Origin of the sequence: Stenotrophomonas sp. OVS01A (assembly GCF_019969775.1) — a bacterium.
GTDB lineage: Bacteria > Pseudomonadota > Gammaproteobacteria > Xanthomonadales > Xanthomonadaceae > Stenotrophomonas > Stenotrophomonas indicatrix.
Genome location: NZ_JAHXYV010000003.1, coordinates 21,005 through 41,350, shown reverse-complemented (window position 1 = coordinate 41,350; position 20,346 = coordinate 21,005). Strand labels below are relative to the sequence as shown.

Here is a 20,346-nt window from a genome sequence, read left to right as displayed (position 1 = left end):
GTACGCGCAGGGCCTAGAACAGGCCGAAACGCTTCTTGGCCACATTGGTGCGCCCCGGCTGGATGACATCCTGGATGTTCTTCGCATCGAAGCGATCCAGCAGGGTTTCCGAGTCCTTTTTCAGCTTCAGGTCCATCTCTTCCGGGTACAGCGGCACGATCGCCATGAACTCGATGGTGGTGCCGTCTTCCAGTGCCAGCGTGCCGAAGTCGTCCGGGGTCGTGACCGGCGGCAGCACGATGGCGCCATCGAACCCCACGCCCGGTGCATAGGGCTCGGACGGATGGCCGTTGGGAATGGTGTGGCCGAAGCCCAGCCAGGTGTCGTACTCGTGCGGCAGCCGCGCCAGGGTCTTCAGCAGGCGCACCGGCCAGTAGTTGCGCTCATCCTCGAAGGCATCCTGGGTGATCGGCCAATCCGCCGGCAGGGTCACCATCAGTTCCATGTGCCGGGGGGCGTCCACCTCGTCGGGCACGGCCATCGGCAGATCGCTCATGCCCGAGGTCACCAGCCGCAGGTACGGGCACTCGTCGGTGGCGGGCACCACATGCACGTCGATGTGCACGATATCGGAGATGATTTCGTGGAAGACGCCGGAGATCGGGCCAAGATGGCGCTCGATGTGCGCGCTGATCTCCTCGATGTGCGACTCCCCCTGGGCCGGGGTGAAGTCCTTCTCGCGGCTGTGCACGAGGATCGGGCTGCCGCCCGGGCTGACGTCGTCTACTTCAATGGTCATGTCCTGCTCCCTGGATGAGCCACGGGGCGGAGCGGCCCACCTGCGGTGGACGACGCGGCCTCCGGCACGCGCGGCGGTGCGTTCCCTGCAATCGACGGCATACGGCAGGAACGGGCCGTGCGCCCATGAAGATGCGCCGGGGTCAGCCCTGGCGCGTGCGCAGCCGCTCCAGCACGCCATCGAGCGTGTCCAGGTTGGCGTAATGGATGATCAGCTTGCCCTTGCCGCCGCGGCCATGATTGATGGCAACCGAGGTACCCAGCACTTCGGACAGCTCGGTCTCCAGCGAGGCGATGTCGGCCTGCTGCACCTTGGCCACCGGCTGGGGACGGTTGCTCGGCACCTTGCCGGCGGCAAACGCCTGCGCGCGGCGCTCGACCTCGCGCACCGACCAGCCTTCGTCGGCCGCTTCCTGGGCCAGCTTGCTGGCCAGTTCCGGGGCCAGCGTCAGCAGCGCGCGGGCGTGCCCCATCTCCAGCCGGCGCGTTTCCAGCAGCAGGCGGATGGCGATCGGCAACTCCAGCAGGCGCAGCAGGTTGGACACCGCCGCGCGCGAGCGACCGACGGCCTCGGCGGCCTCGGCATGGGTCAGGGTGAATTCGCTGATGAGGCGCTGCAGCGCTTCGGCTTCTTCCAGCGGGTTGAGGTCTTCGCGCTGGATGTTCTCGATCAGCGCCATCGCGATGACGGTGCGGTCTTCCAGCTCGCGCACCACCACCGGCACTTCGTCCAGGCCGGCCAGCTGCGAGGCGCGCCAGCGACGTTCACCGGCGACGATCTCGAAGTTGCCTGCCGGCAGCTGGCGCACCAGGATCGGCTGGATCACGCCCTGCGACCTGATCGAGTCGGCCAGTTCGGACAGCTTGCCCTGGTCCATCTCGCGACGCGGCTGGTACTTGCCCGGCTGCAGCTGGCCTACCGGCAGCTTGCGCAGCACTTCACCGGGCAGCGGCTCGATCACCGCCGTACTGGCCTGCACCTGGCTGACCGCGCCCTTCGGACCGAGCAGTGCGTCCAGGCCGCGGCCGAGGCCTCGCTTCTTGGCTGCAGGCTTGCTGCTGGTCATCAGACAGTCTCCACGGCCTTGCTGGCCTTGTTGCGTTCGTTGTTGCGACGGATGATCTCGCCGGCCAGGCCGAGGTAGGCCACGCCGCCGCGCGAAGCACGATCGTAGCCGACGATGCTCTGCCCATGGCTGGGCGCCTCGGCCAGGCGCACGTTGCGCGGCACGATGGTGCGGAACACCCGGTCGCCGAAGTGCTCGGTGAGCTCGGCCGACACGGCATTGGCCAGGTTGTTGCGCACGTCGAACATGGTGCGCAGCACGCCTTCGATCTCCAGCGCCGGGTTGAGGTTGGCACGCAGCGCTTCGATGGTTTCCACCAGCGCGCTCAGGCCTTCCAGTGCGTAGTACTCGCACTGCATCGGCACGATCACCGAATCGGCGGCGGCCAGTGCGTTGAGGGTCAGCAGCGAGAGCGCCGGCGGGCAGTCGATCAGGATGTAGTCGTACTCATCGCGGATCGGTGCCAGCGCGCGCTTCAGGCGCTGCTCGCGCTCGCTCTGCGCCATCAGCTGGATCTCGGCCGCGGTCAGGTCGATGTTGCCCGGCAGCAGGTCGTAGCCTTCGGCGGTCTGCACGCGCACGTCGGCGGCGCTGGACTCGCCCAGCAGCAGGTCGTAGGTGGAGGAGACCAGCTCGCGCTTGTCCACGCCACTGCCCATGGTCGCGTTGCCTTGGGAATCCAGGTCGACCAACAGCACGCGCTTGGGTGCGTTGGCCAGGGAAGCGGCCAGGTTGACGGCGGTCGTGGTCTTGCCGACGCCACCCTTCTGGTTGGCGATGGCGATGATGCGGGCCATGCGGGTGTGCCTCGTCGACGTGTGCTGGGACCGGTCATTATGCGTACAACCGGGCCCGTGCGGAAATCGTGGATCGCCAACCGCTTGTTCCACAAGGGGCGGGCGGCGGGGTTCAGGGACCTGTGACGGTGACCAGATGGCGTTCACCGGCCAGGCCGGGCACGCTCAGCGGGACCACCTCGCGCACCTGCCAACCGGCCGGCAGCGCTGCGATCTCCTCATGCGGGTAGACGCCTTTCATGGCCAGCAACACGCCACCGGGGCGCAGCAGGTGGCCACCGACGCGGACGATGCCGGCCAGGGTGTCCATCGCGCGCGCGGTCAGCTGGTCGTAGCTGCCCGGCTCGGCCAGCGCTTCGGCGCGCGATTCGGCCACGCGGGCATTGCCCAGGCCCAGCTGGCGCACGGCCTCGCGCATGAAGCGGGCCTTCTTGCCGTTGCTTTCCACCAGGGTGACCTGCAGGCCCGGGCAGGCGATCGCCAGCGGGATGCCCGGCAACCCGGGGCCGGTACCGAGGTCGGCCAGGCTGCCATCGGCCACGAACGGCTGCATCGCCAGCGAATCGAGCAGATGGCGGGTGACCATTTCCTGCGGATCGCGGATGGCGGTGAGGTTGTAGGTGCCGTTCCAGCGGTGCAGCAGCGCCAGGTAGCGCAGCAGCGGCGGGGCCAGCTCGGCGGCCAGGCCCATGCTGGCCAGGCCCTGCTGCAGCGTGTTCGCTACGCCGGCGGGAAGATCGTGTTCGCTCATGCCGGCATTATCGCCGGTTTTCGCCGTTGATTCGCCGATTCACTGCGGATACCAGGCCAATGCGGCGCGGAATTGTCCGCTGGCCTGCCATTCGTGCAGGTGCCAGCGCGCGGCCTCGCCCAGCTCCGGGTCACACCAGCGCAGGTGCAGGGCGCCATCGTCGGCCGGGGCCAGCTGCAGGCGGTGCAGGCCGAAGGAAATGCCCTGCCCGTGCGCCTTCAGCATCGCTTCCTTGGCACACCAGACGCGGAAGAACCAATGTTCGCGGTCGGCCTCGTCCAGGCCCTGCAGCCAGGCCACTTCGTCGGGATGGAAGAAGCGCTGGATGATTTCCAGCATGCGCGGGCGCGGCCGCAGCAGTTCCAGGTCCACGCCCAGCCGCACGCCCTCGCCCAGCGCTACCAGCAGCACCTCGCCGCTGTGGCTCCAGCCGGTGCCGTAGTGGGCGAGCGCGCCGCTCAGTTCCGGCCGGCCCTTGTCGTCGCGCACCAGCGGCAGCGCATCCGGATCGCCCCCCAGGGCCTGTGCCAGCACCTGCCGGGCCTGCGGCTCACCGCGCTGGCCGGGGACGTGCGGGCAGCGCCAGACGGTAACCGGACCAAACCGCCAGGGGCCCTCAAGGGTGGCTGGCAGGCTCATCCGCACGCGCCCATCACAGGATTGCACAGCGGGTTCACGGCATTGCGCGTCAACTGGACGCGGTTATCCACCGGAGAGTCGATCATGGGCATCATCATCTGGCTGATCGTCGGCGGCATCGTCGGCTGGCTGGCAAGCATCATCATGAAGCGCGATGGCCAGCAGGGCATCATCCTCAACATCGTGGTGGGCATCGTCGGCGCACTGATTTCCGGCTGGCTGTTCGGCGGCGGCATCAATGAAGCGATCACCCTGCGCACGTTCCTGTTCTCGCTGATCGGCGCGGTGATTCTTCTGGCCATCGTCAACCTGTTCACCCGCAAGAGCATACGCTGACGCGGCGGTAGTGCCGGCCGCTGGCCGGCAGATGCATCGCAACGGGCCCGGCAATCGCCGGGCCCCGTTCGTTCAACCCAATTCCACCCACGCCGGCGCATGATCGCTGGGACGTTCCCAGGTGCGCGGCTCGCGGTCGATGCCCGAGGCCACCGCAGTGCCCTTCAGCGCGTCGGAGACCAGGGTGAGGTCGATGCGCAGGCCGAGGTTGCGGCGGAAACCCGCTGCGCGGTAGTCCCACCAGCTGAAGGTGCCGGCCTCCTCGTTGTGCAGGCGGAAGCCATCGTGCAGGCCCAGCTGCAGCAGCTTGTTCAGTGCGCCGCGCTCGGCAGTGGAGGTCAGGATGTGGTTGTCGTTCCACACCTCCGGGTCATGCACATCGCGCGCATCGGGGGCAATGTTGAAGTCGCCCATCACGATCAGCTTCGGATGCCGCTGCAGTTCTTCGGCGATCCACGCGTGCACCGCCTCCAGCCAGCGCAGCTTGTACTCGTACTTGTCGGTGCCCACGTCCTGGCCGTTGACCACGTACAGGTTGATCACCCGCAGGTCGCCGAAGGTGCCGGCGATGACCCGCTTCTGCTCGTCCTCGAAGCCGGGAATGCCGATCTGCACGTCCTGCGCCGGCTCGCGCGACACCAGCGCCACGCCGTTGTAGGTCTTCTGCCCGGCGAACACGCTGCGGTAACCGGCGGCGACCAGCGCCGAGTCCGGGAACTTGTGGTCCTCCAGCTTGGTTTCCTGGATGCCGACGATGTCCGGGCCGAAGTCCTTGAGCCACTGCTCGAGGTGCGGCAGGCGGACATTGAGCGAATTGACGTTCCACGAGGCGATTTTCATGCGGGCATTCTACCCGGGTGGGCTTTGGTAGAGGCCGACCTTGGTCGGCGCCATGCTTCCCGCTGTTGCCTTGATAGAGGCCGACCTTGGTCGGCGCTTGGGGTTCAAGCGCGCCAACCAACGTTGGCCCCTACCGGAAACGGCCGCGCGGGTTGGCCCCTACCGGTAGTGCCGGCCGCTGGCCGGCAGGTGCAGGTCCCCGCCGAAGGGTCATGAGGTTGCCGGCCAGCGGCCGGCACTACCACTGGATTCACGCCCTGCCTGGATTCACCGCAGCAGCAGTTTCAACAATCCCGCAATCTTCGAATACGGTGGCCGCAGCCGATCACTGGCCGCCCAGCGCGACTGCCACAGCACCGGCAACAGCTTGCTCATCGCATCAAACCCGGCCCGCCCGTGGTACGCCCCCATGCCACTGGCGCCCACCCCACCAAACGGCAAGCCATCGGCGGCGAAGTGCAGCAGCGTGTCGTTGACCGTGACCCCGCCGGCCAGCACCTGGCCGAGAATGCGCTCCACCGTGGCCGTGTCGTGGCTGAAGGGATACAGCGCCAGCGGCCGGTCGCGGGCCACGATGTCGGCCAGCGCCGTATCCAGGTCCGGATAGGCGCGCACCGGCAGGATCGGGCCGAAGATCTCATCGCGCATCAGGTCCAGGTCATCCGGCGGGTCCAGCACCACGGTCGGCACCAGCAGCCGCTCGCGATCGGCGCGCGCGTCATCCACCTGCGCCAGCGGAATCACCGGCACGCCGCGTTCGCGGGCCTGCACCAGATAGCCCTGCAGGCGCCGGTACTGGCCCTCGTTGATGATTCGCGTGTAATCGTCGGCATCGCTGAAATCACCATAGCGCTCGCGCACCTGCTGCTGCAGCGCCTGCACGAACTCACGCTGGCGCACGCTGTCGATCAGCACGTAATCCGGCGCAATGCAGGTCTGGCCGGCGTTGAACCACTTGCCGGTGGCCAACCGCGCGGCGGCTTTGTCCAACGGGAAATCGCGGCAGACGATCGCCGGCGACTTGCCGCCCAGTTCCAGCGTCAGCGGCACCAGATGCTCGGCCGCCGCCGCCATCACCTTGCGGCCGACCGCGGTGGAACCGGTGAACACGAGGTGGTCCAGCGGTAGCGAAGACACCGCCGCAGCCACGTCCGCGTCACCCTGCACCACCGACACACGATCGGGCGGGAACACGCTGGCCAGCAGATCGGCCAGGAACGCGCTGGTGCGCGGGGTGTGCTCCGAAGGCTTCAACAGCACATGGTTGCCAGCGGCAATCGCGGTGGCCAGCGGCACCAACGCCAGCGTGACCGGATAATTCCACGGCGAGATCACCCCGACCACGCCCAGCGGCATCGGCCGCAGCTGCGCGCGCGCCGGCCATAGTCGCCAGCCGGCGCCCACCCGCTGCGGCTTCGACCAGCGCCGCAGGTGGCGACGCAGGTGGTCGATGGCCGACAGCACGCTCATGCCGTCGGCCAGCTTTGATTCCACGTGGGCACGATGGCCGAAGTCCTCGGCGATGGCCGCAGCCATTTCGTCCAGGCGGTCCTTCAACGCCGCGCGCAGGCGACGCAGGTCGGCTTCGCGCTGGTCGAGCGAGGGACGCTGGGTCTGCCAGGCAGTACGCAGGGTATGCAGAACGGCGGGGAGGTCGGCTGGGGCGGTGGTGGTCATGGGCCGACTATACGGCGTGCTGTGCAATGTAATGGTAGTGCCGGCCGCTGGCCGGCAGCCTCATGGATCTCCGGCAGACATCGTGCAGTTGCCGGCCAGCGGCCGGCACTACCAGGGTGCGGGCCGGATAAGCGCCCCCACAAACAGAAAGGCCGCGGTCTGCACCGCGGCCTTTCCTTCATGCAATGAAAACCACGTGTTACTTGGTGATGTCCACGTTCTTCGTCTCGCGCAGGAACAGGCCGCCAATCACCACCGACATCAGCGCGATGATGATCGGATACCACAACCCGTAGTACAGGTTGCCGGTACCGGCCACCAGCGCGAACGAGATCGCCGGCAGGAAGCCACCGAACCAGCCGTTGCCGATGTGGTACGGCAGCGACATCGAGGTGTAGCGGATGCGGGTCGGGAACAGTTCGACCAGATAGGCGGCGATCGGGCCGTAGACCATGGTCACGTACAGCACCAGCAGCCACAGCATCAGGATCGTGCCTGCGTAGTTGATGCGCGAACCATCAGCCTTGGCGGGATAACCAGCGCCGGTCAATGCTGTCTTCAGCTCGGCACCGAACGCGTCGGCCTTGGCCTTGCCTTCTTCCTTGGTCAGGCCAGCGGCCTCGTACGAGGTGACGCTGGCGCTGCCCACGTTGACCATCGCCAGCGAACCGGCAGCGGCCGGCTGCACGTCATACGGCACACCGGCCTTGGTCAGCGCGGCGGTGGCGACGTCGCAGGAGCTGGTGAACTTGCGCAGGCCCACCGGATCGAACTGGAAGGAGCAGGTGGTCGGGTCGGCCACGACCAGGGCCGGCGAACTGCTGCGGGCTTCTTCGATGGCCGGGTTGGCGAAGTGGGTCAGGCCCTTGAAGATCGGGATGTAGGTGATTGCGGCCAACAGGCAGCCGGCCAGGATGATCTTCTTGCGGCCGATACGGTCGGACAGCCAGCCGAAGAAGATGAAGAACGGCACGCCCAGCGCCAGCGCGGCGGCGATCAGCAAGTAGGAGGTGGTGGCATCGACCTTCAGCATGCTGCTGAGGAAGAACAGCGCGTAGAACTGGCCGCCATACCAGACCACCGCCTGGCCCGCTGCGGCGCCGAGCAGCACCAGCAGCATCAGCTTCAGGTTGCCGCCCTTCAGGCTGTCACGGAACGGCGTCTTGGAACCCTTGCCCTCCGACTTCATCTGCTGGAACAGCGGCGACTCGCTCAGCTGCAGGCGGATCCACACCGACACACCCAGCAGCACGATCGAGACCAGGAACGGAATGCGCCAGCCCCAGGCTTCGAACGCTTCGTTGCCGAGGAAGTAGCGGCAGGCCAGGATGATCAGCAGCGACATGAACAGGCCGAGGGTGGCCGTGCACTGGATGAAGCTGGTGTACAGGCCACGCTTGTCGTCCGGCGCGTGTTCGGCCACGTAGGTCGCCGCACCACCGTACTCGCCGCCCATGGCCAGGCCCTGGGCCAGGCGCAGGATGATCAGGATCACCGGCGCGGCGAAGCCGATCGAGGCGTAGTTGGGCAGCACACCGACCAGGAAGGTCGAGATGCCCATGATCAGGATGGTGACCAGGAAGGTGTACTTGCGGCCGATGCGATCGCCGAGGCTGCCGAAGAAGGCCGCACCGAACGGGCGCACGAAGAAGCCGGCCGCGAAGGCCAGCAGGGCGAAGATCATGCCCGTGGTTTCATTGACGCCACTGAAGAACTGCTTGGCGATGATCGCCGCAAGCGAGCCATACAGGAAGAAGTCATACCACTCGAAAACGGTGCCCAGGCTGGACGCGAAGATGACCTTCTTGTGTCCCTGGGTTAGTTGGGCTTTCGCCGGTGCAGGTGTTGTGGACATGGGAAGCTTTCCCTCTGTAGGTGCCGACCTCGGTCGGCACGCAGTCTAGGTAGGTGCCGACCGTTGGTCGGCACTCGATCTCTGTAGGTGCCGACCTTGGTCGGCACTCCTTTAGAAGCTGTACTTCGTAGTGAACTGCAGACGGGTGATATCGCCCTTGTTGCCGTTCTCGATCTCGCGCTTGCCGTACATCAGCTCGGCACCGACATCGACCTTGGGCAGCGGCGAGTAGAAGATGTTGCCGCGGATGCTCTGCACGCTCTTGGTCACCAGCGGGCCGAGGATGCTGTCGTTGTCGTAGTCGCTGCGCGCGTAGATCAGGTTGGTGCGCAGCTTCGGCGAGAACGCATGGCGCCAACCGACATAGCCGGCGATCACACCGGTCGGGTTGAGCTCGTCACGGGCCACGTCATAGGCCGAATCGGCGGTGATGCCCAGGCCGATGTAACGGGCGATGCCCTCGCCACCGGTGAACTGGTAGTGCAGCGAATCGCTGTCACCCATCACCCACTTGCCGCCCAGGGTCAGGCCACCGGCCACCTTGTCGGCCTTTGCGCCGGTGGCCTGGTTGTCGACCTTCAGCTGACGGACGATACCGCCAACACCGAACGTGCCCCAGTCACCCTTCCAGCCATAACGCAGGGTCAGGTCCGGCAGGCTGCCGCGATCGGAATTGGCGCTGGCATTGGTCCAGGCGCCGGTGACCGGATTGCGCGTACCGGTGAGGGTGGTCGTTTCCGGATTCTCCAGCGCGACGCTGAAGCCACCCTGGGTGTAACGCACCTGCGCCTGGCGCACGAAGATCACACCATCGGTGGGACCGACGAAGTCGACCGCTTCCGGCAACGACGCCGCATCCATGAAGTTCGACCAGGTCTGGCCGGCCATCCAGTTGTTCCAGTACATGTACGCATGGCGCAGGGTCACGCCATAGGTGTTGGTGGCGGTCTGGTTGCCCAGCGAGTTGCCGAAGAAATCCATCTCGAAGAACGCGCCGGCCTTGTTGCCCGACTCGCTGACGTTGTCGATGCCCAGGTTGAAGCGCGAGAACTTGGCGTGGGCGTTGTAGTCCACGTCCGAGCGCTTGCCGCTGCCGCCGGCGCCTTCCACCGGAGTCTGCCCGGGCAGGTACAGCGAGCGGCCGGTGGCGTCGTCGGCCAGCTGGCCATCGCTGGTCTGGGTGGCCAGGAAATCGGCCTTGATGAAACCGCCGATCTTGACCGTGGTGCCCGGCGCCGCGCCGGGGGTGATGGTGGTGACCTGGATCGGCTGCTTGCCCGCAGGCACCGCCGGCTTCTGTTCGGCCTGCAGCGTGCGGACGTCGGTGACCGCCTGCTGGGTCTGCACGATCTGGGTCTGTTGCTGCTGCTGCGACGCCAGCAGCGCCTGCACCTGCCGCTCCAGTTCGGCGACGCGTGACTCCAGTGCCTTCTCTTTGGCGGTCTCGGCGAACGCCATGCCCGGTGCGACCAGGGCGACCAACAGGCAGGCCGCCAAAGGTGTGCGCACGGCTTTCAACGTACGGTGGCTCATGTTGCCCTCTCTCCCAAGTGGCAAGGTGATGCCGCGCGTGGGGCACGGTCGAGCCGAGACTGCGGGGCGTTTGCACGCACCGGCTATTGGCCATTGGTCGAACCCGGGCCTGCAGGGGCCCGACTTTCGACCAAGGTCTAACCGAAGTGGTGACGCGACCGGGGGTGGATGGGGCAAACTGAGGGGGAACGGCCGCTGCAATGCTGCGGCTGCACACACAAAGTCAACGTGCAAGTGAGGGTGCCATGGCTGATCTCTACCCTGTCGATCCGCAGTTCGCCGCCAAGGCGCGTATCGACAAGAACACCTATGAACAGCAGTACCAGGCCTCGGTGTCCGATCCGGATGCGTTCTGGGGCAAGGCCGCCGAGCGGCTGGACTGGTCGCGCAAGCCGACGAAGATCAAGAACGTCAGCTACGACCTGTCCGACTTCCACATCAAGTGGTTCGAAGATGGCGAGCTCAACGCCAGCGTGAACTGCCTGGACCGCCAGCTGGAAAAGCGCGGCGACAAGACGGCCCTGCTGTTCGAGCCGGACAGCCCGGACGCGCCGGCCCAGCACGTCACCTATCGCGAGCTGTACGAGCGCACCTGCCGTCTCGGCAACGCGCTGCGCAACCTGGGCGTCAAGAAGGGCGACCGGGTCACCATCTACCTGCCGATGATCGTCGACGCTGCCGTGGCCATGCTGGCCTGCGCGCGCATCGGTGCGATCCACTCGGTGGTGTTCGGTGGCTTCGCCCCGAATTCGATCGCCGACCGTGTCAGCGACTGCCAGAGCAAGCTGATCATCACCGCCGACGAAGGCCTGCGCGGTGGCCGGAAGATTCCGCTGAAGGCCAACGTCGATGCGGCGCTGAAGCTGCCCGGCACCAATACCGTGGAAACCGTGCTGGTGGTGCGCCACACCGGCGGTGCGGTGGACATGCAGGCCCCGCGCGACCGCTGGTTCCATGATGTGGTCGACAGCCAGCCGGCCAGCTGCGAGCCGGAACCGATGAACGCCGAGGATCCGCTGTTCATCCTCTACACCTCCGGTTCCACCGGCAAGCCGAAGGGCGTGCTGCACACCACCGCCGGCTACCTGCTGTACGCGGCGTACACCCATGAAGCGGTGTTCGACCTGCGCGAGGACGACATCTACTGGTGCACCGCCGACGTCGGCTGGGTCACCGGCCACAGCTACATCGTGTACGGCCCGCTGGCCAACGGCGCGACCTCGCTGATGTTCGAAGGCGTGCCGAACTACCCGGACACCTCGCGCTTCTGGAACGTGATCGACAAGCACAAGGTGTCGATCTTCTACACCGCTCCCACCGCCATCCGCGCGCTGATGCGCGAAGGCGAGGAGCCGGTGAAGAAGACCTCGCGCGCCTCGCTGCGCCTGCTTGGCAGCGTCGGCGAACCGATCAATCCGGAAGCCTGGCGCTGGTACTACGAAGTGGTCGGCGACAGCCGTTGCCCCATCGTCGACACCTGGTGGCAGACCGAGACCGGCGGCATCCTGATCTCGCCGCTGGCCGGTGCGATGGATCTGAAACCAGGTTCGGCCACCCTGCCCTTCTTCGGCGTGCAGCCGGCCCTGGTCAATGCCGATGGCGAGATCAAGGACGGCCCGACCGAAGGCAACCTGATCATCCGTGACTCCTGGCCGGGCCAGATGCGCACGGTGTACGGCGACCACCAGCGCTTCATCGACACCTACTTCCGCACCTACCCGGGCAGCTACTTCACCGGTGACGGCTGCCGCCGCGACGAAGACGGCTACTACTGGATCACTGGCCGCGTGGACGATGTGATCAACGTGTCCGGCCACCGCATCGGCACCGCCGAAGTGGAAAGCGCGCTGGTCTCGCACCCGAAGGTGGCCGAAGCCGCCGTGGTCGGCTTCCCGCACGACGTGAAGGGCCAGGGTATCTATGCCTACGTCACCCTGGTGGCCGAAGAAGCGCCCAGCGACGAGCTGCAGAAGGAGCTGGTCGCCTGGGTGCGCAAGGAGATCGGGCCGATCGCCACGCCCGATCACCTGCAGTGGGCGCCGGGCCTGCCGAAGACCCGTTCGGGCAAGATCATGCGCCGCATCCTGCGCAAGATCGCCGAGAACGCACCGGACCAGCTCGGCGACACCTCGACCCTGGCCGATCCGTCGGTCGTGGCGTCGCTGGTGGACGAACGCAAGGTGCGTTGATGTGCTACCCGGGGTCGGATCCCTTTCCACAAGGAAAGGGCTCTGACCCCATCTGCTTTCCCCCCACGGTTCCCCCCGACCATGACCACCCTCCTGATTGCCGATGACCATCCGTTGTTCCGCGAAGCCCTGCGGGGTGCCGTGCAGCGGGTCATTCCGGGCGTTCAACTGTTCGAGGCCGACAGCGTGGAGGCGCTGTATGCGCTGGCCGACCAGCACAACGACGCCGACCTGGTCCTGATGGATCTCAACATGCCCGGCGCACAGGGCTTCAACGCACTGGTACACATGCGCTCGCTGCATCCGCACCTGCCGGTGGTGGTGGTGTCCGCACGCGAAGAAGCCACGGTGATGCGCCGTGCACTCGACCATGGCGCGCTGGGCTTCATTCCGAAATCCGCTGATTCGGACACCATCGGCCATGCACTCGGCACCATCCTCGATGGCGAGACCTGGGCGCCGCCGGAAGCACACAACGTGCCGCCGACCGGCAGCGAAGAACGCGAAGTCGGCCAGCGCCTGCGCGAGCTGACCCCGCAGCAGTTCCGCGTGCTGCAGATGTTGGGTGCGGGCCGCTTGAACAAGCAGATCGCCTACGACCTCAACGTCTCCGAAGCGACGATCAAGGCTCACGTGACCGCGATCCTGCGCAAGCTGGGCGTGACCAACCGCACCCAAGCGGTGCTGATGGCCGGCAAGCTGGCGATCGACGACGACGCCATCGTGCTGCCGCCGGAAGAAGACTGAGGTTTCGTGCCGGCCGCTGGCCGGCAATCGCCTGTACCTGTATCACCGCTGCGCTCGCCGGGCATGGCCCGGCGCTACCGGAAACTGCTTTGGTGGGTGCCACGCTTGCTTGGCACGCTCTCGCCGTTGCGCGTGCCGGCCAGCGGCCGGCACTACCCGCTACGCTCGCCGGGCATGGCCCGGCGCTACCGTATCGCCCGTGATATAGCCATCGCTATACAAACCAGCCGTGCCTGCGCGTTTCGCGGGAAATGCGCCACGCGCGGATCGCGGTGCTAAGCTTCGCGTCCCCTTGGGGAGTAGCCGGATTCCTACGCAGGAATCGTCCACGTCAACATACTCGGCCAGTGCGCCGTGGCGTGGACAACCATGATGGTTGGCGAGACCAGCGGCCCGCGCGCGCAACGTCAGGTTGGGCGCGAGCGCGAGCCGTGCGTCCGTCCTTGCCCGACCTTCTGCTGCCGCCCATGTCTCCTGTTTCGATCCTGCTGATCGGCTTTGCCATGTCCACCGATGCCTTCGCTGCCGCGATCGGCAAGGGTGCCGCCATGCGCAGGCCGGTGTTCCGTGATGCGCTGCGCGCCGGCATCATCTTCGGCGTCATCGAGGCGATCACGCCCATCATCGGCTGGCTGCTTGGTCGTGCCGCCCTGCAGTACGTCGAAGCCTTCGACCACTGGATTGCCTTCGGCCTGCTCGGCGCACTGGGCATCCACATGATCTACAACGGCCTGCGCCCTGACAGCGGCGAGGACGATGAGGATCCGTCGCAGCATCATGGCTTCTGGAAGCTGGCACTGACTGGCTTCGCCACCAGCATCGACGCGATGGCGGTGGGCATCGGCCTGGCCTTCATGGACGTGCATATCGGCGTGATGGCGGCGGTCATCGGCCTGTGCACGCTGACCATGGTCACCGCCGGCATCATGCTTGGCCGCGCACTCGGCAGCATGGTCGGCAAGCGCGCCGAAATCATCGGTGGCGTGATCCTGGTGATCATCGGTGCGACGATCCTGTACGAACATCTGCACGGCGTGGCGTAACCTGCCGGCGATTGCGAGGTTGCCGGCCAGCGGCCGGCGCTACCGGGCGTCGCGCAACGCGCCCAGGAATGCCCGCAGCGACGCCGGCTTGATCGGCTTGGTCAACAGGCGATAGCCGCGCTCGCGTGCCATCCGCTTCAGTTCATCGCGGCCATCGGCGGTAAGCAGCGCGCCGGGCAATGGATAGCCCGCCGCTTCGCGCAGTGCCACCAGTGCATCCAGGCCATCCATGCGATCGTGCAGGTGGTAGTCCACCAGCATCACCTGCGGACGCTCGGCGATCTTCTGCAACGCCTGGTCCACCGTCGATGCGGTGATCACCTGCACCTGCCAGCGCCCCAGCAGCGCGCGCATGCCATCAAGGATCTCCTCGTCGTTGTCCACGCACAACACGCGCAGGCCGGCCAGCGAATCGCTGCGGATCGGCGGTGCGGCCTGCGCCACGGTGAGCGCTTCGGTATATCCCGGCAACGGCGCTACCCGCGGCAGGATGATCGAGAACATCGATCCACTGCCAACCCGGCTGCGGGCATTCAAGCGATGGTCAAGCAGGCGCGAGATGCGCTGGCAGATCGACAGGCCCAGCCCCAGGCCCTGCTCGCCCCAGTCGAACGGCTGCTGGTAGCGGTGGAACTCATCGAAGATCTGTCGCATGTGGTGTTCGGGAATGCCGGGGCCGGTATCCCACACCTGCAGCTCCACTTCGTCGCCGCGCTGGCGTACGGCCAGCACGATGCGCCCCTGCCGCGTGTAGCGCAGCGCATTGGCCAGGAAGTTCTGCAGCACGCGGCGCAGCAGGCGGCGATCACTGCGCACCCAGGTGGTCCGCGCGAACAGATCCAGCCGCAGCCCACGCCCGGCCGCAACCGGCGTGTACTGCGCGGCCAGCTCACGCATCAACGCGCTGACATCGAATTCACCGATCACCGGATGCAGGCCACCAGCATCCAGCCGCGACACATCCAGCAGCCCATCCAGCAGCTCTTCGGCCGCACGCAGCGACGCATCCACGCGTTCGGCCAGGTGCCGCTGCTCATCACTGACATGGTCGCTGTCGCGCAGCGCCGAAGCGAACAGCCGCGCCGCATTCAACGGCTGCAGCACGTCATGGCTGATCGCCGCCAGGAAGCGGGTCTTCGATTGCTGTGCGACTTCCGCAACATGCGAGCGCTCGGCCACACGCTGTTCCAGTGTTTCGTTGGCTTCCAGCAGCGCCCGTTCGGCGTGCTTGTAGTCGGTGATGTCGTTGTAGCTGGTGACGTAGCCGCCGCCGGGCAGTGCCTGGCCACGCATTTCGATCACCTTGCCATCGCTGCGGGTGCGCTCGAACACGTGCGGCGAACCGGCGCGCATATAGCCGATGCGGCGGTTGATCTGCACTTCGATGTCGCCCTCGCCCAGCTCGCCACGCTCGGCGTTGTAGCGGATCAGATCCGCCACCGGGCGGCCCACGTAGAGCATGCCGTCGGGGTAGCCGAACATGTCCTGGTAGCGCCGGTTCCACGCGGTCAGGCGCATGTCCGGGTCGACCACGCTGACGCCGGCGCTGATGTTTTCCAGGGTGGTCGACAGAATCTCGCGGTTGAAGCGCAGTTCCTGCCCGGCTTCGTCCAGCACCGCCACCACTTCGCCCAGGTCCATGCCGGAGCCACGCAGCAGGCTGGTCAGCAGCAGGCGCGCGGACGCCGCACCGATCGATGCGGCCAGCAGGCGCTCGGTGAACTGCACCCACGGCCGGTCCGCCGGTGCCGAGGACTGCAGCTCGCGCCCCAGCGACTGCGCCTGTTCGAAGAACGAGCGCCGCGCATGGCGCTCGCCGACCACGCGCGAGGCCAGTGCCAGCAGGTCGCCCACGTGCACGTGGCCCGGCCAACCACCGGCCACTGAAGGCCGCTCGGCATAGGGATCGAGGAAGGGCGCAGCGCGCAGACGCTCATCCACGCCCGGACGCCAACGCGCCGATACCAGCATCATCGTCGCCGCGTTGACCAGCAGCGACCAGAACGTGCCATGGGTCAGCGGGTCCCAGCCGGTCATGCCGAACAGCTGTTGCGGCCGCAGCCAATCGATGCCGAACGGACCATGCTGCACCCAGCCTGCATCCATCCAGCCGGCCATGGTCATCGCCGGCAGCAGCAGGGTGTACAGCCAGGTGGCGAAGCCGAGCAGCATGCCGGTCTCGACGCCACGACGGCTGGCGCCGCGCCAGTACAGGCCACCGATCAGGCCCGGCGCGAACTGCGCCACCGCGGCGAACGCCATCAGTCCGTAAGAGGCCAGCGTGCTGTCGTTGCTGCTGCTGCGGTAGTAGCTGTAGGCCATCAGTGCCAGCAGCAGGATCGCCAGCCGGCGGATCCACAGCACCCGCGAGGCGACATCGGCCGCTTCCTGGTGGTCGCCACTGCGACGCAGCAGCACCGGCATCACCAGATCGTTGCTGACCATCGTCGCCAACGCGATCGAGGACACGATGACCATGCCGGTGGCGGCAGAGAACCCGCCGATATAGGCGATCAGTGCCAGCGCGTTGCGGCCCTCGGCCAGCGGCAACGCCAGCACCATCGAGTCGTCGGCCACGCCGCTTCCGGTCCCGAACAGGCTGATGCCGGCCGTGGCGATCGGCAGCACCATCGCCGAGATCAGGACCAGGTAGCCGCCGAACATCCAGCGCGCGCGGCGCACGTCGCGCACATCGCCGCACTCCACCACCGCCACATGGAACTGGCGCGGCAGGCAGATGATGGCCAGGAAACTGAGCAGCGTCTGCGAAATGAATCCCACCGGCGGAAGCCCGGTGAACAGCGTATGCACCGACTCCACCACCGCCTCGTTGCGGTCGCTGAGCCAGACATAGGCGAACACGCCCACCGCCACCATCGCCACCAGCTTGATCACCGACTCCAGCGCGATGGCCAGCATCATGCCGTGGTGGTGTTCGGTGGCGTCCACCTGGCGGGTACCGAACAGGGTGGCGAACAGCGCCATCAGCAACGCCACGTACAGGGCCGGATCGCTGAAGAAACCGGTCGGGCCGGTGTTGCCGGTCAGCACCTGCAGGCTCATCGCCACCGCTTTGTACTGCAGGGCGAGGTAGGGAATGATGCCGATCAGGGCGATGATCGCCACCAGCGCCGCCAGCCGCCGCGAGCGGCCGAAGCGCGAGGAAATGAAGTCAGCGATGGAGACCACGTTCTGGCTGCGCGCGATCAGCGCCAGGCGCTCGATGATGCGCCAGCCGAACAGCAGCAGCAGCAACGGACCGATGTAGATCGGCAGGTAGCCCACGCCATTGCGCACGGCGGTACCGACTGCGCCGTAGAAGGTCCACGACGAGCAGTACACCGCCAGCGCCAAGCTGTAGACGACCGGCCGCAGCCACGGCCGGTCCGGGTACATCGGCCGACGGTCGCCCCACCACGCCACGCCGAACAGCAGCGCAGCGTAGGCAACCGAGACCAGCAGCAGGATCCAGCTGGAGACCAAGCGCGTGTTTCCGTCGGAGGAGGGGCCAGTAGATCACGACCGTTGATCGTGATGGTAGGTCACGACGGGGGTCGCAAAGGTGGGTCACGACCGTTGGTCGTGGCAGAGGCGTCCGTGCCCACCAACGGTGGGCACCCACCAGAGGGAAAGGTGGGCACCCACCAGGAAACGGTGGGGACCTACCGGAAGACGGTGGGGACCTACCGGAAGACGGTGGGCACCTGCCGGGAGATCGTGGGCGCCCACCGGGAACCGGCGTTATTCCGCCGGAACGCCCATTTCCTTCAGCAGTTCAGGTGCCGGGTAGACCTTGGCCAGCAGCCAGCGCAGGTAGCGCATGTCCACGTGCACGGCGCGCTTGTAGCGGGGGTCGAACCACCAGCTGGCACTGACCGACTCCCAGTTGCTGTCGAAGTTCAGGCCGATCAGTTCGCCCTTGGCGTTGAGCACCGGCGAGCCGGAGTTGCCGCCGGTGGTGTCCAGGTTGGTCAGGAAGTTGACCGTCTGGGTCTTCAGCGCGGGGTCGGCGGTGCTGCCGAAGTCACCCTCGGCAATCGCGGCCAGCAGCGGCTTGGGGGCATCGAACGGATAGGCGTTGGTGTTCTTTTCGACGATGCCGGCCACGGTGGTCACCGGCGAATAGGTCACGCCATCACGCGGGTGCAGCGCTTCCACCTTGCCGTAGCTGATGCGCAGGGTGCGGTTGGCATCCGGGTACACCGCACGGCCCTGCTTGGCACGCCAGGCGAACAAAGCCTGCATGTAGGCCGGGCGCAGGCGCAGCTGTTCGCCTTCGCGGGTCTTGCTCTCGTTTTCGATGCGCAGCTGCGCGGCCACCAGCGGGCCGGCCACGGCAATCAGCGGATCGGCGGCCAGCGCCTTGCCTTCGCGGGCAGCGGCGAAGCGGGACAGGCGCTGCGCTTCGTCACCCAGCTGGGTGCCGGCATACAGCGTGTCCAGCGCCTGCGCCAGCTGTGCCGGGGTACGGCCGAAGGCCGTGTCGAACTCGGCCACGCGCTGCGCATCCGGCAGCTGCTGGTAGCGCGTCAACAGGGTGGTCAGCAGCGCCTTCTCGACCTCGGGTGCATAGCGGCGCTGCACCTGCTTCAGCACGCCCTCGATCATCGCCTGGTCGCGCTGCTGGTAGCCGGTCTCGCGCTGCGCATCCGGCTTGGCCGATTCAATGCGCAGGCGTTCCAGCAGCAGCGCCGAGCGCAGCAGCTGGCTCTGGCCGGCCATCTGCTCCAGCAGCAGGTCGCGCTCGCCCACCGCCGCGCCCTGCGACAGGTTGGCCAGCAGCGCCTTGATGTCGCCCTGGTACTTGCGGTCGGTGGCGGCCAGCATCGCCTGCTCGTCGGCCGCACGCTGGGCCTTGGCATCGCTGCGCAGCAGCCCTTCCAGCTCACCGGCGGCGCGCTTGCGGTTGTTCTTCAGCGACTGCAACTGCGAGGCATAACGGGTACGTGCCTGCGCATCCTTGGCACTGGACGCTTCGATGGTGTCGATCATCTGCTGGAACACCGACACCCGGCGCGGCAGCACGGTATCGATCTGGCCAGCGAATTCGGCGGCGGTGCGATGGCGGTAGGTGATGCCCGGGTAACCGGCCAGCATCGCGTAGTCGCCCTCCTTCGGGCCTTCCACCGACATCTGCAGGTGCGCCGGTGCCTGGTAGGGCACGTTGTCCTTGCTGTAGGCGGCCGGCTTTCCGTCCTTGCCCACGTAGGCACGCAGCAGGGTGAAGTCGCCGGTGTGGCGCGGCCACATGAAGTTGTCGATCTCATCGCCGTAGTTGCCGATCGCGCGCGGCGGCGCATAGACCAGGCGCACGTCGCTCAGCTCAAGCTGGGCGATGCGGTAGAAGTCGGTGCCGTAATACATGTTGGCCACCGAGCAGCGCACGCTGCCGTCCTTCTCGCAGTCGGCCACGATCTGCTTGCTGGCTGCATCCACCGCGTCGAAGTACGCGCGGCCGGTCTTGCCCTTGGCCTGTGCCAGCACCTGGTCGGTCACCTTGTCGAAGCCGACGGTCACCAGCACTCGGAAGTCCGGATTGGCCGGACGCTCGTCGGCGCGACCCTTGGCGATGAAGCCATCGTTGATGAAGTTGTGCTCGGGCGAGCTGTTGTACTGGATCACGCCCATCGCCACGTGGTGGTTGGTCAGCAGCAGGCCATCGGCCGACACGAACGAGCCGGTGCCACCGCCGGCACGCACGACCGCACTCAGCGGCGGCGCGGTCACGTTGGCCAGATCGGCCGGGTTGCCCTTGAAGCCGGCCGCCTGCAGCGGCTTGGCCAGCTCCGGCAGCTGGGTCGGCATCCACATGCCTTCATCGGCGTGGGCGCCAGCGGCGAGGGTCAGGCCCAAGGCCAGGGCGGTGGGGAGGGCTTTGCGTGGCGACATGAGGCAATCCGGTACGACAGAACAGCCCGGGACCATAGCTGCTGGGGCCGGATGGGGCAACGGCCGATGGTTGGGGGCACCGATGCTGGCTAGAATCAGGCACGGATACCAGGGAAGGACCGATGATCGCAGGAATCGATCTGGGCACCATGCATTCGCTGATCGGCGTGAAACGCGCCAATGGGGCAGTTCTGTGAACAGGCCCGCTACGCACAGCTCGGCAGCGGAAATCCTGCGTGGCACGC

General features: G+C 66.8%; 15 protein-coding genes and 1 riboswitch. Of the genes, 4 read left to right on the top strand and 11 right to left on the bottom strand.

Annotated features, from left to right (window positions below; genetic code table 11):
- Window positions 1–13: 13 nt before the first annotated feature.
- The 5 genes from LC407_RS13035 to LC407_RS13015 form a co-directional block, all read right to left on the bottom strand.
- Window positions 14–739, bottom strand: a complete 726-nt coding sequence (locus tag LC407_RS13035) for a suppressor of fused domain protein (protein ID WP_032976777.1) — start codon at window positions 737–739, stop codon at window positions 14–16.
- A gap of 142 nt (window positions 740–881) precedes the next feature.
- Window positions 882–1,805, bottom strand: a complete 924-nt coding sequence (locus tag LC407_RS13030) for a ParB/RepB/Spo0J family partition protein (protein WP_223482964.1) — start codon at window positions 1,803–1,805, stop codon at window positions 882–884.
- On the bottom strand, window positions 1,805–2,602 hold the full coding sequence (locus LC407_RS13025) for a ParA family protein (RefSeq protein ID WP_032976776.1): 798 nt from the start codon (window positions 2,600–2,602) through the stop codon (window positions 1,805–1,807). The genes LC407_RS13030 and LC407_RS13025 overlap by 1 nt, the downstream gene beginning before the upstream one ends.
- A 112-nt stretch (window positions 2,603–2,714) precedes the next feature.
- Window positions 2,715–3,353, bottom strand: a complete 639-nt coding sequence (rsmG, locus tag LC407_RS13020) for a 16S rRNA (guanine(527)-N(7))-methyltransferase RsmG (RefSeq protein WP_025878787.1) — start codon at window positions 3,351–3,353, stop codon at window positions 2,715–2,717.
- Window positions 3,354–3,392: 39 nt separating this feature from the next.
- On the bottom strand, window positions 3,393–3,992 hold the full coding sequence (locus LC407_RS13015; protein ID WP_105164877.1) for a 4'-phosphopantetheinyl transferase superfamily protein: 600 nt from the start codon (window positions 3,990–3,992) through the stop codon (window positions 3,393–3,395).
- Window positions 3,993–4,076: 84 nt separating this feature from the next.
- Here LC407_RS13015 and LC407_RS13010 point away from each other — a divergent pair, with 84 nt between their 5' ends.
- Entirely contained in the window at window positions 4,077–4,328 is a 252-nt protein-coding gene (locus LC407_RS13010) for a GlsB/YeaQ/YmgE family stress response membrane protein (protein ID WP_025878785.1), read from the top strand.
- Between the two features lie 72 nt (window positions 4,329–4,400).
- Here LC407_RS13010 and xth read toward each other — a convergent pair whose 3' ends face one another.
- The 4 genes from xth to LC407_RS12990 all read right to left on the bottom strand — a co-directional run bounded on the left by xth (window position 4,401) and on the right by LC407_RS12990 (window position 10,233).
- On the bottom strand, window positions 4,401–5,168 hold the full coding sequence (gene xth, locus LC407_RS13005) for an exodeoxyribonuclease III (RefSeq protein WP_223482963.1): 768 nt from the start codon (window positions 5,166–5,168) through the stop codon (window positions 4,401–4,403).
- 267 nt (window positions 5,169–5,435) lie between these two features.
- Window positions 5,436–6,845, bottom strand: a complete 1,410-nt coding sequence (locus LC407_RS13000) for a coniferyl aldehyde dehydrogenase (RefSeq protein WP_223482962.1) — start codon at window positions 6,843–6,845, stop codon at window positions 5,436–5,438.
- Window positions 6,846–7,044: 199 nt separating this feature from the next.
- On the bottom strand, window positions 7,045–8,700 hold the full coding sequence (locus tag LC407_RS12995) for an MFS transporter (protein ID WP_025878778.1): 1,656 nt from the start codon (window positions 8,698–8,700) through the stop codon (window positions 7,045–7,047).
- A 111-nt stretch (window positions 8,701–8,811) separates the two neighbouring features.
- Window positions 8,812–10,233 carry a DcaP family trimeric outer membrane transporter gene (locus tag LC407_RS12990; RefSeq protein WP_025878777.1) on the bottom strand — a complete coding sequence of 474 codons (1,422 nt, stop codon included), beginning with the start codon at window positions 10,231–10,233 and terminating at the stop codon, window positions 8,812–8,814.
- Between the two features lie 245 nt (window positions 10,234–10,478).
- On the opposite strand from LC407_RS12990, the gene acs reads away from it, so the two are divergent.
- The 3 genes from acs to LC407_RS12975 all read left to right on the top strand — a co-directional run bounded on the left by acs (window position 10,479) and on the right by LC407_RS12975 (window position 14,212).
- Entirely contained in the window at window positions 10,479–12,422 is a 1,944-nt protein-coding gene (acs, locus tag LC407_RS12985) for an acetate--CoA ligase (RefSeq protein ID WP_025878776.1), read from the top strand.
- Window positions 12,423–12,503: 81 nt separating this feature from the next.
- Entirely contained in the window at window positions 12,504–13,169 is a 666-nt protein-coding gene (locus tag LC407_RS12980) for a response regulator transcription factor (protein ID WP_006477308.1), read from the top strand.
- Window positions 13,170–13,457: 288 nt separating this feature from the next.
- Window positions 13,458–13,625, top strand: a riboswitch (yybP-ykoY riboswitch).
- 11 nt (window positions 13,626–13,636) lie between these two features.
- Complete coding sequence (locus tag LC407_RS12975; protein WP_032976929.1) at window positions 13,637–14,212, top strand: manganese efflux pump MntP family protein; 576 nt, start codon at window positions 13,637–13,639, stop codon at window positions 14,210–14,212.
- A gap of 39 nt (window positions 14,213–14,251) precedes the next feature.
- Here LC407_RS12975 and LC407_RS12970 read toward each other — a convergent pair whose 3' ends face one another.
- Both LC407_RS12970 and LC407_RS12965 read right to left on the bottom strand, forming a co-directional pair.
- Complete coding sequence (locus LC407_RS12970; protein ID WP_032976772.1) at window positions 14,252–17,695, bottom strand: PAS domain-containing hybrid sensor histidine kinase/response regulator; 3,444 nt, start codon at window positions 17,693–17,695, stop codon at window positions 14,252–14,254.
- Window positions 17,696–17,953: 258 nt separating this feature from the next.
- Window positions 17,954–20,101: a S46 family peptidase gene (locus tag LC407_RS12965; protein ID WP_223482961.1), complete on the bottom strand. Its 2,148-nt coding sequence runs from the start codon at window positions 20,099–20,101 to the stop codon at window positions 17,954–17,956.
- Between the last annotated feature and the right edge of the window lie 245 nt (window positions 20,102–20,346).

What these genes read in the sequence shown, in the direction of transcription:
- LC407_RS13035 (WP_032976777.1), bottom strand. Translation starts at nt 739, where the DNA reads ATGACCATTGAAGTAGACGACGTCAGCCCGGGCGGCAGCCCGATCCTC.
- LC407_RS13030 (WP_223482964.1), bottom strand. Translation starts at nt 1,805, where the DNA reads ATGACCAGCAGCAAGCCTGCAGCCAAGAAGCGAGGCCTCGGCCGCGGC.
- LC407_RS13025 (WP_032976776.1), bottom strand. Translation starts at nt 2,602, where the DNA reads ATGGCCCGCATCATCGCCATCGCCAACCAGAAGGGTGGCGTCGGCAAG.
- rsmG (WP_025878787.1), bottom strand. Translation starts at nt 3,353, where the DNA reads ATGAGCGAACACGATCTTCCCGCCGGCGTAGCGAACACGCTGCAGCAG.
- LC407_RS13015 (WP_105164877.1), bottom strand. Translation starts at nt 3,992, where the DNA reads ATGAGCCTGCCAGCCACCCTTGAGGGCCCCTGGCGGTTTGGTCCGGTT.
- LC407_RS13010 (WP_025878785.1), top strand. Translation starts at nt 4,077, where the DNA reads ATGGGCATCATCATCTGGCTGATCGTCGGCGGCATCGTCGGCTGGCTG.
- xth (WP_223482963.1), bottom strand. Translation starts at nt 5,168, where the DNA reads ATGAAAATCGCCTCGTGGAACGTCAATTCGCTCAATGTCCGCCTGCCG.
- LC407_RS13000 (WP_223482962.1), bottom strand. Translation starts at nt 6,845, where the DNA reads ATGACCACCACCGCCCCAGCCGACCTCCCCGCCGTTCTGCATACCCTG.
- LC407_RS12995 (WP_025878778.1), bottom strand. Translation starts at nt 8,700, where the DNA reads ATGTCCACAACACCTGCACCGGCGAAAGCCCAACTAACCCAGGGACAC.
- LC407_RS12990 (WP_025878777.1), bottom strand. Translation starts at nt 10,233, where the DNA reads ATGAGCCACCGTACGTTGAAAGCCGTGCGCACACCTTTGGCGGCCTGC.
- acs (WP_025878776.1), top strand. Translation starts at nt 10,479, where the DNA reads ATGGCTGATCTCTACCCTGTCGATCCGCAGTTCGCCGCCAAGGCGCGT.
- LC407_RS12980 (WP_006477308.1), top strand. Translation starts at nt 12,504, where the DNA reads ATGACCACCCTCCTGATTGCCGATGACCATCCGTTGTTCCGCGAAGCC.
- LC407_RS12975 (WP_032976929.1), top strand. Translation starts at nt 13,637, where the DNA reads ATGTCTCCTGTTTCGATCCTGCTGATCGGCTTTGCCATGTCCACCGAT.
- LC407_RS12965 (WP_223482961.1), bottom strand. Translation starts at nt 20,101, where the DNA reads ATGTCGCCACGCAAAGCCCTCCCCACCGCCCTGGCCTTGGGCCTGACC.